Here is a 12,236-nt window from a genome sequence, read left to right as displayed (position 1 = left end):
CGGGGACTAAAACGGCAGCCACCGGCAGCAAGACGAGCCGGGCCACCCGGTCGCGGCGTGCCGCCAACCCGTCGCCCCCATGATCAACCGCCAATCCCCTGTGGGTCTTGGGCCTGTTGTCTGGCTGCTGGGGTTGTTGTGCATCGGCTGCTCCGGCACGCCCTTGGGAGACCAATTGACGGAGCGCCTGTCCGAGCCCGATGATCCGGTGGAGGAGACGGCCGTTCCCACTGGGGCGGCAGTCAACACCCCCACAGGGGAACAATTGACAGAGCAGCCATCCGAGCCGGGTGATCCCGTGGAAGACTCCTCCCCCGCCAATCCGACAGCCACGAATCCGGCAGCCGCCACAAGCCAGGCCCCGGCGTTGGTGACCACCACCCCTCCCCTGAATCCAACCCCCTACCGTCTGCTCCTACGCCTGCCTGCAGCGGATCCGGCTGCCCCGGCTGAGGCCGTGACCCAGGCACTGCGGGCGGCGGGCATCCTGTTCGAGGTGGAAACCATCGAGCGGCTGCCCAACGAGCCCACGCCCCTGGCCCCGTCCCCATGACCTCGTCGCCCCCGTCGCTCCGGAGTCTGCGGTCCGAGGCACGCCGCATCACCGATACCGCCTATCTGGCGGCAGCCACGGGCCTGCTGTTTATCGCCCTCTACTACCTCCCTGTGGGCGGACCCCTCCTTCGCCTGGCCCTGCCCTTGCCTCTGGCCCTGCTCCAACTGCGCCATGGCCGCCGCAGCGGCTTGATGGGGGCCGCTGTGGCTGTTCTGCTGCTCAGTGTGCTCATGGGCCCCATCCGTGGCCCCCTGGTGTTGTTCCCCTACGGCTGCCTGGGAATCTGGCTGGGATGGTGCTGGAACCGGGGATTGGGCTGGGGCGTGAGCTGGAGCGTGGGGTCCCTGGTGGGCAGCCTCGGCTTTGTGGTGCGGATCGCGGTGCTCTCCCTGTTGCTGGGGAACAATCTTTGGGTGGTGATCACCAACGCCGCGGTCCAGATGCTGGACTGGCTCCTGACCCCCCTGGAGACCGTTCTGGGGCTTGCGCTGGCCCCCACCGTCCCCCAGGTGCAAGCCATGGCCGTGGTGTTGATCCTGCTGCAGAACACCGTCTATACCCTCACCCTCCACATCGTGTCCTATTGGATCTTCCCCCGCCTGCACAGTGCCGTCAGCGATCCCCCTGATCTTTTGCGTCCCCTGGTAGCCCTTGATCCGTTATGACGTCTCGCGCCCAGGCTGTTCTTCGGGACGTTTTTGGCCACCAGGCCTTCCGCCCCGGCCAGGCGGCAGTCATTGAGGCCATCCTGGACAACCGCCATGTGCTGGCGGTGATGCCCACAGGCGCTGGTAAATCCCTGTGTTTTCAAGTGCCGGCCCTGGTGCGGGGCGGGCTGACGGTGGTGGTCTCTCCCCTGGTGGCCCTGATGCAGGACCAAGTGGCGGCCCTGCGTCTCTGTGGCGTGGCGGCGGACAGCATCAACTCCGGCAAGAGGCGGGCAGAGAACGTGGCCACGTGGCGGCGCGTGGTGGCCGGTGAGATCCGGCTGCTCTACATGGCACCGGAACGGCTCATGACGGAACCCATGCTGGCCGCCCTCGCCAAATTGCCCCTCACCCTGCTGGCCATTGACGAGGCCCACTGCATTTCCCAGTGGGGTCATGGCTTTCGGCCGGAGTATGCCGATCTCTGCCGCCTCCACGACGTCTTCCCCCAGGCGCCCATCCTGGCCCTGACTGCCACTGCCGACGCCGTGACCCGGGACGACATTGCCCGGCAGTTGCTGCGGGGGCGGATAGAGCGGGTGGTGCAGGGGTTTGACCGACCCAACATCCACCTCTCCGTGCAGATGAAGCGGAACTGGAAACGGCAACTGCTGGACATCCTGGCCCGCCACCAGAACGAAAGTGGCATTGTGTACTGCCTCTCCCGCAAGAAAACAGAGGCGGTGGCTGCGCTGCTACAGGAGGAGGGCTTCCGCGCCCTCCCCTATCACGCCGCCATGGATCAAACGGCACGCGAGGCTCATCAAAACACCTTCATCACGGAGCAAGCAGTGATCATGGTGGCCACCATCGCCTTCGGCATGGGTATCGACAAGGCTGACGTGCGCTTTGTAGTGCATACGGATCTGCCCGGCACCATGGAGGCCTACTACCAGGAGATTGGCCGGGCCGGGCGGGACAGCGGCGCCGCGGAGGCCCACATGCTCTACGGCCTGGGGGATTTGCGCATGAGGCGTCAGTTCATTGAAGACCAGGCCTCCAGCCCGGAGCGCAAACGCCAGGAACACAAACGGCTGGATGCCCTGCTGGGCTACTGCGAGTCCCCGTCCTGCCGCCGGATTCCGTTGCTGGCGTATTTCGGGGAGGAAAGCGAACCTTGCGGCAACTGCGACATTTGCCACCATCCGGCTCCTTGCCTGGATGGCACGGACGCAGCCCGTCAGGTGTTGGAAGCTGTCCATCAATCCGGGCAACGCTATGGGGCGGCCCACGTGATTGATATTGTCTATGGCTCCCTGACGGAGAAAGTGCGCCGGGCCGGTCACGAGCGCCTGGAGAGCTTCGGGACAGGGAAAGGGCGGGGCAAAAACCAGTGGCGTTCCCTCATTCGCCAGATGGTGGCCACTGGCCTGCTCAGGCTAGATATTGGCGGCTACGGCAGCCTGATGATCACCCCCAAGGGCCGTGGGCTGCAGGGGGGCGAGGAAACGTTCTTTTACCGGGAGGACGTTGTGGCTCCATCCCCCCCATTCCCTGAGCCGTCCAGCAACGGCCGCAAGACCAAAGCCAGTCAAACTGTCCCGGCAGAGGAACCTCTCAGTGACGAGCAGGGGGATCTGCTTGCCAGCTTGAAGGCCTTACGGCTGCACCTGGCCAAGCAGCGCGGCGTGCCAGCCTACATTATCTTTCCCGACCGCACTCTCCTTGACATGGCCCGCCGCTGTCCGCGCACGAAGGAGGAGTTTGCCCAGGTGAACGGCGTCGGGACCGTAAAATTAAGGGATTTCGCTGAACCGTTCCTGGCTGCCATTGCGGCAAAAGTGCCTCCTTCTTCCAACCCTCAGCTGTGATCGCCATGCGACGCCTTGTGTCGTCCATTTTTGATGACCGCCATTTCCTTGATCTCCTGGGCCGCTTTGAACGGATGCTGGCCCGTGTCCTGGCCGTGGCGTTGGGTGTGGTCATTGTGGTGGCCACGATTCACCTGCTGGTCCACATGGCCCAGGCCGTCTATCGCACGGATGCCAACCTGATGGGGGACGGACTTGTTCCCCTGCTGGGTGAACTGCTCACCCTCCTAATTGCCATTGAGGTACTGGAAAACATTACCGCCTATCTGCGGCAGCACACCATCCAGTTGGAACTGGTTCTGGCCACGGCCCTGACCGCCCTGGCCCGTAAGGTCATTGTCTTTGATAAGTCCGATATTGAGGATCCCGCGCTCCTGATTGTGGCGCTGGGCGGTGCCATTGTCTTCCTCTCGGCAGGGTACTGGATGGTGCGCAAGGCCCATAACCAGACCACCAAGGCCCGCGGTGGTCCCAACGATCACCACCAGAGTGGAGCAGGGGGCTCCGTTCTTCAAGACGGAGGAGGATAGCGACCACAACGACAAGCCTTGAGACGCTGCACCTGCCTTTTCTGAGATAGGACGGGCGTGCCCGCATCTGGCAATGAAGCGTCAACCCGTCTTGATCGGGAGGTATGTTATGCCTCTTGAAGCAAGGAATCCCCCCTCTTCAGGGCGGGGAGGAAGTCAACCATGGGAGAAGCAAAACGTCGCCGTGATCTAGGCCTGCCGCCACGGCAAACATCAAGACAGCCACGAGATACGTCCCCACGGGTGGTGAGCTGGCTGCCCTTGACCCGCCAACAAGCCCGAAGCTTCATGACCTGGACCAGCCGCGGCGCCTGGGGCGGCATCGGCCTGCTGGTGGTGGTCTGGCTGGTGGTCCGCTTTGTCGGTCCCGCCCTGGGCTGGTGGACGTTACAGGGCTGAGCCCCTATGCTGGTCTCTTCACCGGAGCGGCAGGCCACGCTCCTTGAACGCTCCAGAGCCTGGGTCGAGGTGGATGAAGGGGCCATCACCCACAACACCCGGGTGCTGCGCCAGAGGATTGGTCCCCACGTGAAGCTCATGGCCGTGGTCAAGGCCAATGGCTATGGCCATGGGGACGGCGCCACAGCCCACGCGGCCCGGGCCGGGGGCGCCGATGCCTTTGCAGTGGCCAGCCTGGCGGAAGCCGTTGGTCTCCGTCAGCAGGGGTTGCAGGAGCCCATCCTGGTGCTGGGCCACCTGAGCCAGGCCGATGATGTCCATGGCTGCTGGCACTGGCGTCTACTGCCCACCATCAGCACCCTGGACCAGGCACGGATGTTCCATGCCGTGGCCAGTGATTCGGGGGCGTGTTTGCCGGTCCACGTGAACCTGGATACAGGCATGGCCCGTCTCGGTGTCCCTTGGCAGGAAGGGGCGGCCTTGATTCAGGCCATCCAGCAACTGGACGGCCTCCGGGTGGAGGGTATCTACTCCCACTTGGCGGCCGCCGATGCCTTGGATCCCGGCCTGACGCGGCAGCAGCAGAAAAGTTTTGATCAGGTGCTGGCTGCACTCACCAACGGGAAACCCGCAAGGCTTTGCCGTCATCTGGCCAATTCCGCCGCCACCATGGCCAATCCCAGCCTTCACTACGACATGGTGCGGGTCGGGTTGGCCCTCTATGGCCATGCTCCGGCGGGCCATCTGGAAGGTATGCTGCCCCTGCAACCGGCCATGGCGGTGCGCTCAAGAGTCACCCTGATCAAAACCGTCCCTGCCGGCACGGGCGTCAGCTACGACCACCGCTACCGCACAAAACGCCCCAGTCGACTGGCGGTGGTGGCCATCGGCTATGCCGATGGGGTGCCGCGGCTGCTCTCCAGCCGCATGGGCGTGCTCCATCGGGGGCACCGACTGCCCCAGGTGGGGACCATCACCATGGATCAACTCATGATTGACGCCACCGACCACCCCCAGCTTCACACCGGCGCGGTGGTCACCCTGCTGGGCCACGACGGAACCACAGCCATCAGCCCGCGCCAATGGAGTGAAGCCTGCGGCACCATCCCCTGGGACATTCTCTGTGGCTTCTCCAACCGTCTGCCCCGGTTAAGCGCTGGCCGTTCACCACAGCAGGGTGACCAACTGGCCTTGCAATGGTAGCCTGGAGGGGCCACTGGAGAGGTGGCTGAGTGGTTGAAAGCGGCTCCCTGCTAAGGAGTTACAGGAGGCAACTTCTGTCGAGGGTTCGAATCCCTCCCTCTCCGTTCTTGACAATCCCCGTCCCTCAGCCCTTGAAAAAGCGCAGAGTCCGGGGCTGTCCCCATGAACCCTCCACCTGCAGGTGGGGCTGATTGAGGGCCATGTGGCGCAGGATCCAGAACACCCGCTCCACCTGGTCCGGCGCCCCGACGGCCTGGGCAATCTCCACGGCAGTGCGGGGGGTGGCATCCAGGAGGGCCGCCACCTGTTTTTGCAGGCTCAGCACAGCGGCGGCGGCCTTTTTGCCCGCTTCCACGCCGGGCTGGTGGTAGGCGTTGACGTTGACCAGCTCCCCATAGAGCCCCACTGTCCGCTCAAACAGAGCCACCAGGGCCCCCAACTCCCGTGGACCCAGCCGCTCCATGGTGATGGTGATGCTCTGGCGGCCCCCCTCGCTGAGGGCGCTGCGGGTGCCCTGAAGGAAGCCGTCCAGCAGGTCCCCGGGGCTGTCATCCTCCTCCGTTGGGGTGCTGGCGGCGGGGTCCTTGAGGACTTCGATGAAGGTGACAAAGAAATTATCGATTCCATCCCGAAGCTGCTGCACGTAGGCGTGCTGGTCTGTGCTGCCCTTGTTGCCGTAGACCGCAATGCCCTGATGAACCACCACCCCGTCCCGGTCACAGCGCTTGCCCAGGGACTCCATCACCAACTGCTGCAGGTAGCGGCTGAACACCTGCAGGCGATCCCGATAGGGCAACACCACCATGTCCCGGGTGCCCCGCCCGGAACCGGCCACGAACCAACTGGCGGCCATGAGGGCGGCAGGGTTGTTGCCCACCACGGGCTGACGGGTGGCGTGGTCCATGGCCGCAGCCCCGGCAAGGAAGTCCTCCATGGGCACACCCGCCAGCAGCCCCGGCAGCAACCCCACTGCAGAGGTGATGCTGGTGCGCCCACCCGCCCAGTCATGGAGGGCAAAACGTTGTAGCCAGCCTTCCGAGACGGCCTGCCGATCCAGCTTGCTGCCCGGCATGGTGATGGCCACCGCCTGGGCTGGCCACGCTCCTCCCAGTTGCTCCAGGCGGCGGCGGGTCTGCACCATGCCCACGTGGGGTTCCGGGGTGCTGCCGGATTTACTCACCACAATCACCAGACTGGTCTTGAGCCGCTCCCCCAATTCCCCATAGGTGCGGCCCATGCCCTCGGGATCCACGTTATCAATGAAGTGAAACCCCAGGCCCACGCCGGTCTGCTGCAGGGCGTGAATGACCAGCAGGGGACCCAATCCCGAGCCGCCGATCCCGATCCACACCACATCGGTGAAGGCCGCTCCTGCAGGGGTGGCGACGGATCCCTCCAGCACACCACGGGCAAAGGCGGCCATGGTCTGCTGCTGCTGCTGAAGTTCCTCGGTGATGGCGGGATCCGGCGCCAGTTGCGGAGTCCGTAGCCAGTAATGGCCCACCTGCCGCTGCTCGTCGGGATTGGCAATGCTCCCCTTCTCAAGGGCGGCCATGGCCGCAAAAGCACGGTCAAAGCGCGGCTGAAGGCTGGTGAGCGCCTCCGTGCTCAGTGCCATCCGGCTGGCGTCCAGCCAAAAGCCCAGCTCTTCGTCGTGCCAGAGCAACGCACAGAAACGTTCCCAAAGCTGCTGGTGGTTGGTGGTCTCAAGGGGGGGGTAAAGGGGGATTTGGGGAGCCGAGCTCATCCAGGCCACATGTCGGTTGGCTCAACGCTAAGCCATCTGATGTGCTAAGCCATCTGATGTTTTGCCTTGCGCACCAAGAGGGTGTGCCGGGGTCAGACCCACGTGCAAGGCACTGTCCTCATCAGCCCCGGATCAGCCCACGCTCCACACACCGGCGGCCATGTCCACCAGGGGACGCACCAGGTCCGTGCTACAGAGGAACCAGGCGAAGGCAGCACCGCCGCAGCCACCAAGCCACCAGCCACTGGCGAATTCTTCCCAACCGGCTCTGGTACACAGATCGGTTGGCGGGTTGGGAATGGTGGCGGAAGGAGGCTGCACCTTGGGAGCACTGCCTGCAGTCCCGTAGAGGGACAAGGCAACGGTGAGCACGGTGACCAGGACCACCGTGTCCAACAAACCGGCGGTGGCGGCCGCCTCGGTGGCTCTCAGGCCACTGGTGATGGTCAGGGGACCATAGAGGAAGAAGCCGTGGGCCATCCCCACCTCCAGACCACGGCGGTTGGGGGAGAGGCCTTGCCGGTAGGCCGGCAAAGCGTTGAGGAAGGCCTTGATGAACGTGTTGGAGTTGAAGGGAGTGGCCAGGTCCCCAACAGTGGGGTCCGCGACGGGGGTGACGGTCATGGTTGGCGAGGGAGACGTTAATCAGGAAGCGCCGCAGACAAGGCGCGGCGCGGCGTCGGGAAACTTGCCGGAGGATCAGTCCGTGGATTCAACAACGGTGAACAGGATTCCCATGGCCACGAAAGCGCTGATGACCACAAGGGGGATAAACACTGATGGCATCCACGCGGCGGCGTAATCGCCAATGGTGAAATCAACAGTCATACCGGACAGAGCAAAAGGGCTGTTTCAAGCATTGACAGCGTCCCAGCAGGCTTGGGACGACATGCCCATGATTGACGGCTCAAACCCTAAGTGAGCCAGCCTTTGATCACGGTGACCACAGTCTGGGGGTGACATAAAAGTTCAACCCCCGGGCATTGGGCAGAGCCTTGGGCGCCTGGCAGAGGGATAGGATTACACCATGGAGACCCTATTGGTTGTTGGTGTTGCCGTTCTTCTTCTCATGGGAGCCGTTCTGCTGCAATGGCGCCGGCAGCTCCTGGGGAAGCAGGCCTCACCCAGCCCGCAGCAGGCCGGCGCTGGCCCGGATCCAGTTCAGGGGGGCTGGCAGTCCTTCCCCTCCCCTGCACAACCGGCTGTGGTCACTGGTATGGGCCAGTTCCGGCCTCCGGGTCCACAACAGCGGCGGCATATGCTGCGGTACTTGAAGTCCGCCTACGATAAGGGGTCAAACGCCCGGCTGGCGGCCATGGAAGACATGGTGGCTTGGGGAAACCCCATCTGCCTCCCGCTCCTGCGGCGCGGTCTGCGGGATGCGGACCTTCGTGTGGTCGAGTTGGCAGCCCGTGGTCTGGAGCGCTTCCGTGGCCCACGCAGCGCCTCAGACGTCCTCCACGGCGCCCTCGTCGGCCCCGGGGCAGTTGCCCCTCACCACTTGCCTGACCCTGTAGATGCTGCGGTTCTGGCTCTCGTGGTAGGTGCGCATCAGCAACTCTCCCAACAACCCCAGACAGAACATCTGCACCCCGGCCAGCCCCAGCACCACGGACAACAGCAGCAGGGGACGGCTGCCGATGTCTTCCCCCATGATCTTCACCACCAGCAGGTAAAAGCTCATCAGGAAGCTGATGGTGACGGCCAGGAGCCCGGCAAAGCCGAACACGTGCATGGGCTGGGTCAGGAAGCGCTGCAAGAACCAGATGGTGAGTAGATCCATCAACACCCGGAAGGTGCGGTCGATGCCGTATTTGCTGCGGCCAAACGGCCGCATCCGGTGATTGACCTTGATCTCGTCAATGCGGGCCCCCTCGATGGAGGCCAGGGCAGGCAGGAAGCGGTGCAGTTCCCCATAGAGGTTCATGTCCTCCACCAACTCGCGGCGGTAGGCCTTGAGGGAGCAGCCATAGTCATGCAGCCGCACCCCCGTGACGTTGCCGATCAGATGGTTCGCCAATCGTGAAGGCAGCTTGCGGCTCAAGGCCTTGTCCCGGCGCTGGTGCCGCCAGCCGCTCACCAGGTCGTAGCCTTCCCGCAGACGGTTGATGATGCGGGGAATATCGTCAGGGTCATTTTGCAGGTCCCCGTCCATGGTCACGATCACGTGGCCGCGGGAGACGTCAAACCCGGCGGCCATGGCCGGGGTCTGGCCGTAGTTGCGGCGCAGCAGCACGGCCACCAGTTCCGGCGTTTCCCGGGCCAGCTTTTGCAGCCGCTCACCTGTGTCGTCAGTGGAGCCATCATCAATGAGCACCAGTTCGAAGGGCTCCTTGATGGGTCTCAGCACCCCCAGCAATTGCTCCAGCAAAAGCTCCAGTCCGTCAGCCTCGTTATAGAGGGGAATCACCACGGAAATGCTGGGCTGAACCTTGACGTCCTCCCCGCCGTAAAGGACGGGGATTCCTTTCTTCAAGTCAGACATGACTGCCCTCCTCGACCAAGAAGGGTTCCTGCTTCATGGCCAGAGGCTGAGCAGGTCGGAGACGTTGGCTTCCAACGGGAGCCAACTCGGACATCTCGCCCGTACATTGCAGCCCTGGACTCCAGCAGGGTCCTCAGCAGACGCCAACCGGCCTCTGCTATTGAATGAGCAAGCCTCTGGTGCTTGGCCATCCCCGAAAGGTTCAGATCCTCGATACACACCGTTTGGTTCTCGCGGATGAGTCGCGTGCTGAGCTTGTGGAGATGATCCAACCGTTGGTCCGCCATCTGGACATGAGCCTTGGCCAAGATTAGCCGGGCCTTCTGCCTGTTGTGAGAGCCCTTCACCTTGCGGCTAAGGTCTCGCCTCAACCTCCTGATCCGTTTCAAGGCGGCTCGAAGAAACTTGGCCGAGCCCCTCGCTCCGCTCTGGTGGGTAGTCTCCAGTCTGGGAGCAAGGGCGGGTATTGTGGATACGCACCCCCTTGGGGAGTTAGCTCAGATGGTAGAGCGCTGCGATCGCACCGCAGAGGTCAGGGGTTCAACTCCCCTACTCTCCATGGCCCCGGTTGTCCCATGGCTATGATAAGGTATCTATATGTCTCAGTCCAAGCGCGAGCAGGTGGTTAGCCATCTGCGCTACATTCGGCAAGAATTGCGGGAAATGCACCAGGGAGTCCAGGAGGATGGCCTCCTGCCTGATCCCGCCGAAGTTCGCGGCGTCATGGCCCAGATGGAAGCCCTCCTGGAATTGGTTGCCGGCCGCTCAGGCCGCAAAGCCAAAAGCTCCACCAACCAGCCTTAACAGGTCAGGGCGTTTGCTTCCCGAAGACGGGAGAACTGCGTCTTCGCTGGAGTCGTCCCTTACCCAGTCTTTCCAGTTCTTGCACCCTTGCCAAGGTGGCGGACAGACGGTTGTGCTTGAAAATCTGAACGTGGCAGGGATGAGGACATCAGCCAACCCGCCTCCCAAACCTGTTCAGCCTGTGGGCACAGGGGGCTTGCCCGCGTGAGGAATCCCCCTCTCCTTCAGGGTGGGTGAGGACGTCAATGAATCTGATCGAACACGGTGAGCATGGGCAGGTACATGGCCAGCAGGATGGAGCCCACAATGCCACCCACCACAAGGATCATCAGGGGCTCCACCATGGCGGTGAGAGTCTTGATGGTGGTGGTGACCTCCGCTTCGTAAAAGTCGGCGATTTTGGCCAGCATGACGTGCATCTGGCCTGTTTCTTCGCCGATGGCCACCATGGTGATGGCCGCATGGGGGAACACGTTCTGGCCGTCGAGGGCTGTGCTTAGCAACTCCCCTTCCTCCAAACTATTCTGGGCCTGGACAACGGCCCGATCCAAGATTCCGTTGTGGAGCACGGCCCGGGCAATGTCCATGGCGGACAGAATGGGCACGCCCGCACGGGTGAGGCAGGCCAGCGTGCGGCAGAACTGGGCAGTGGCGGTCTTGCGCAGCAATGCACCGAACACCACCAAGGATAGGGTCCATTGATCCCACTGACGGCGACCTCTGGGGGTGTTGCGGGCCATGGACAGCCCCACGAAGATCAGGAGCAGTGTTACCAAAACCGCCACGGCCCACGTTGAGCGCAGCCAGTGGCTCAGATTCACCATCACCTGTGTGAACAGGGGCAGTTCGGCACCCAACTCGGCAAAGACCCCGGCAAAGGTGGGAATGAGGAAGACGGTCATGCCCAAAAAGGCGCCCACCGCCATGATCAAAATCGTCAAGGGATAGGAGACGGCCTGCTGGAGTTGTTGCTCCAGCTTGGCGTTGCTCTCCAACACCACGGCCAGATGGGCCAGCACCTCGCCCATCACCCCGGCGGCTTCACCCGCCATGACCATGGCCACGGTCATGGAATCGAAGACGTGGGGCCAGCGCTTCATGGCTTCCCCCAGGCTGTCCCCTTGGCGCACGTCCAGGGAGACGGCGGCCAAAGCCCGCTTGAACAGGGGAGAGCGCTGCTGCTGGGCCACCAGATCCAGGCTCCGCGCAATAGGCACGCCAGCGTCCACCAGGGCGGAGAGCTTGCTGGCCCAGATGGCCCGCTCCCGACGACTGGGGGGGCGCTGCAAGGTGAATCTCCACCCTGCAGACGGGGGACGCTCCGGCAAGGCCTCAATCTTGAGAGGCGTCAACCGGCGGCGTTGCAGGATGCGACGCGCCTTCACCGGGCTGGCGGCCTCCAGTTCCACGGTCTTGGTGGCGCCCCGCTGGTTGCGACAGGTGGCATTGTAACGCATGGTTGGCATCAGGTGGGACGCTGCTGCAGGCAGTAGGGGCACTCCAGCCATTGATCCTGCAACCCGGCGCTACAGCGCGGGCAATTCAGGGAGTTGAGGGTTCTGGCCCGTCGTTCCGTGGCCAGGCCCACGTCCGTCAGCAACACCCGCTCCACCTCCTCCAGGGTGGTGACGCCCTGAAGGACCAACTCCAGGCCGTAGCCCAGCAGGGTAGTCATGCCCCCTGCCACGGCCATGCGGCGCAACTGATCCGTGGTGACGACCCGGGCCATGGCCGCAGCAATCTCCTCGCTCACGGGCAGCACCTCATAGACCCCCGCCCGCCCCCGGTAGCCGCTGCCGCCGCACTGGCTACAGCCCGGCGCTCCCGGAGTGCTGACACAGGCGCGATAGAAGCACAGTTCCGTGTCCCCACTGGCCAGAAGTCCCACCCTGGCCAGGTCTTCAGGCTGGGGACAGTAGGGCACGGCACAGGCGGGGCACACACGGCGCAGCAACCGTTGCGACACCACCCCCAGGAGGGAGGCCGCCACCAGA

Annotated in this window: 14 protein-coding genes and 2 tRNA genes; 9 read left to right on the top strand and 7 right to left on the bottom strand. The window is 63.7% G+C overall.

Features of this window, described 5'->3' with window-relative positions:
- Nucleotides 1–79 precede the first annotated feature (79 nt).
- From FLM9_RS04885 to FLM9_RS04855, 7 genes are all read left to right on the top strand, one after another.
- Nucleotides 80–553: a hypothetical protein gene (locus FLM9_RS04885; protein ID WP_074457521.1), complete on the top strand. Its 474-nt coding sequence runs from the start codon at nt 80–82 to the stop codon at nt 551–553.
- Entirely contained in the window at nt 550–1,221 is a 672-nt protein-coding gene (locus FLM9_RS04880) for a DUF2232 domain-containing protein (RefSeq protein ID WP_074457520.1), read from the top strand. Before FLM9_RS04885 ends, FLM9_RS04880 begins: the two co-directional genes overlap by 4 nt.
- Entirely contained in the window at nt 1,218–3,074 is a 1,857-nt protein-coding gene (gene recQ, locus FLM9_RS04875; protein ID WP_074457519.1) for a DNA helicase RecQ, read from the top strand. Before FLM9_RS04880 ends, recQ begins: the two co-directional genes overlap by 4 nt.
- 5 nt (nt 3,075–3,079) lie before the next feature.
- Entirely contained in the window at nt 3,080–3,604 is a 525-nt protein-coding gene (locus FLM9_RS04870) for a phosphate-starvation-inducible PsiE family protein (protein WP_143324607.1), read from the top strand.
- Nucleotides 3,605–3,766: 162 nt separating this feature from the next.
- The gene (locus tag FLM9_RS04865; protein WP_074457517.1) at nt 3,767–4,003 is read left to right on the top strand and encodes a DUF2839 domain-containing protein; all 237 of its coding nucleotides are present in this window, start codon (nt 3,767–3,769) and stop codon (nt 4,001–4,003) included.
- A gap of 6 nt (nt 4,004–4,009) precedes the next feature.
- Nucleotides 4,010–5,206 (top strand): alanine racemase, encoded by a 1,197-nt coding sequence (gene alr / locus FLM9_RS04860; RefSeq protein ID WP_074457516.1) that lies wholly within the window; start codon nt 4,010–4,012, stop codon nt 5,204–5,206.
- A gap of 15 nt (nt 5,207–5,221) precedes the next feature.
- Nucleotides 5,222–5,310 (top strand) — tRNA-Ser (locus FLM9_RS04855).
- Nucleotides 5,311–5,330: 20 nt separating this feature from the next.
- Here FLM9_RS04855 and FLM9_RS04850 read toward each other — a convergent pair.
- The 5 genes from FLM9_RS04850 to FLM9_RS08735 form a co-directional block, all read right to left on the bottom strand.
- A complete protein-coding gene (locus FLM9_RS04850; protein ID WP_074457515.1) occupies nt 5,331–6,953 on the bottom strand; it encodes a glucose-6-phosphate isomerase in 1,623 nt (540 codons plus the stop codon).
- A 132-nt stretch (nt 6,954–7,085) separates the two neighbouring features.
- Nucleotides 7,086–7,577, bottom strand: coding sequence for a photosystem I reaction center subunit XI (locus FLM9_RS04845; protein WP_074457514.1), 492 nt, complete (start codon nt 7,575–7,577; stop codon nt 7,086–7,088).
- 75 nt (nt 7,578–7,652) lie between these two features.
- Complete coding sequence (locus FLM9_RS04840) at nt 7,653–7,781, bottom strand: photosystem I reaction center subunit VIII (RefSeq protein WP_074457513.1); 129 nt, start codon at nt 7,779–7,781, stop codon at nt 7,653–7,655.
- Nucleotides 7,782–8,400: 619 nt separating this feature from the next.
- A complete protein-coding gene (locus FLM9_RS04835) occupies nt 8,401–9,438 on the bottom strand; it encodes a glycosyltransferase family 2 protein (protein ID WP_081340201.1) in 1,038 nt (345 codons plus the stop codon).
- Nucleotides 9,426–9,884 (bottom strand): RNA-guided endonuclease InsQ/TnpB family protein, encoded by a 459-nt coding sequence (locus FLM9_RS08735; protein ID WP_368794372.1) that lies wholly within the window; start codon nt 9,882–9,884, stop codon nt 9,426–9,428. Before FLM9_RS08735 ends, FLM9_RS04835 begins: the two co-directional genes overlap by 13 nt.
- A gap of 40 nt (nt 9,885–9,924) precedes the next feature.
- Between FLM9_RS08735 and FLM9_RS04825 the strand changes: the two genes are divergently transcribed.
- Together FLM9_RS04825 and FLM9_RS04820 are read left to right on the top strand one after the other, a co-directional pair.
- Nucleotides 9,925–9,997 (top strand) — tRNA-Ala (locus FLM9_RS04825).
- A 38-nt stretch (nt 9,998–10,035) separates the two neighbouring features.
- Nucleotides 10,036–10,242, top strand: a complete 207-nt coding sequence (locus FLM9_RS04820; RefSeq protein ID WP_074457511.1) for a DUF8635 family protein — start codon at nt 10,036–10,038, stop codon at nt 10,240–10,242.
- Between the two features lie 242 nt (nt 10,243–10,484).
- On the opposite strand, the gene FLM9_RS04815 is transcribed toward FLM9_RS04820, so the two are convergent.
- A complete protein-coding gene (locus tag FLM9_RS04815; protein ID WP_074457510.1) occupies nt 10,485–11,708 on the bottom strand; it encodes a type II secretion system F family protein in 1,224 nt (407 codons plus the stop codon).
- The coding region (locus FLM9_RS08150; protein WP_438801335.1) for an ATPase, T2SS/T4P/T4SS family at nt 11,708–12,236 on the bottom strand (529 nt) is incomplete at its 5' end. The genes FLM9_RS08150 and FLM9_RS04815, both read right to left, overlap by 1 nt.

Origin of the sequence: Candidatus Synechococcus spongiarum, from assembly GCF_900047545.1 — a bacterium.
Taxonomy (GTDB): domain Bacteria; phylum Cyanobacteriota; class Cyanobacteriia; order PCC-6307; family Cyanobiaceae; genus Synechococcus_B; species Synechococcus_B spongiarum_C.
The sequence above is the reverse complement of the archived record's forward strand: the minus strand, read 5'-3'. Positions and strand labels throughout refer to the sequence as shown.

What these genes read in the sequence shown, in the direction of transcription:
- FLM9_RS04885 (WP_074457521.1), top strand. Translation starts at nt 80, where the DNA reads ATGATCAACCGCCAATCCCCTGTGGGTCTTGGGCCTGTTGTCTGGCTG.
- FLM9_RS04880 (WP_074457520.1), top strand. Translation starts at nt 550, where the DNA reads ATGACCTCGTCGCCCCCGTCGCTCCGGAGTCTGCGGTCCGAGGCACGC.
- recQ (WP_074457519.1), top strand. Translation starts at nt 1,218, where the DNA reads ATGACGTCTCGCGCCCAGGCTGTTCTTCGGGACGTTTTTGGCCACCAG.
- FLM9_RS04870 (WP_143324607.1), top strand. Translation starts at nt 3,080, where the DNA reads ATGCGACGCCTTGTGTCGTCCATTTTTGATGACCGCCATTTCCTTGAT.
- FLM9_RS04865 (WP_074457517.1), top strand. Translation starts at nt 3,767, where the DNA reads ATGGGAGAAGCAAAACGTCGCCGTGATCTAGGCCTGCCGCCACGGCAA.
- alr (WP_074457516.1), top strand. Translation starts at nt 4,010, where the DNA reads ATGCTGGTCTCTTCACCGGAGCGGCAGGCCACGCTCCTTGAACGCTCC.
- FLM9_RS04850 (WP_074457515.1), bottom strand. Translation starts at nt 6,953, where the DNA reads ATGAGCTCGGCTCCCCAAATCCCCCTTTACCCCCCCCTTGAGACCACC.
- FLM9_RS04845 (WP_074457514.1), bottom strand. Translation starts at nt 7,577, where the DNA reads ATGACCGTCACCCCCGTCGCGGACCCCACTGTTGGGGACCTGGCCACT.
- FLM9_RS04840 (WP_074457513.1), bottom strand. Translation starts at nt 7,781, where the DNA reads ATGACTGTTGATTTCACCATTGGCGATTACGCCGCCGCGTGGATGCCA.
- FLM9_RS04835 (WP_081340201.1), bottom strand. Translation starts at nt 9,438, where the DNA reads ATGTCTGACTTGAAGAAAGGAATCCCCGTCCTTTACGGCGGGGAGGAC.
- FLM9_RS04820 (WP_074457511.1), top strand. Translation starts at nt 10,036, where the DNA reads ATGTCTCAGTCCAAGCGCGAGCAGGTGGTTAGCCATCTGCGCTACATT.
- FLM9_RS04815 (WP_074457510.1), bottom strand. Translation starts at nt 11,708, where the DNA reads ATGCCAACCATGCGTTACAATGCCACCTGTCGCAACCAGCGGGGCGCC.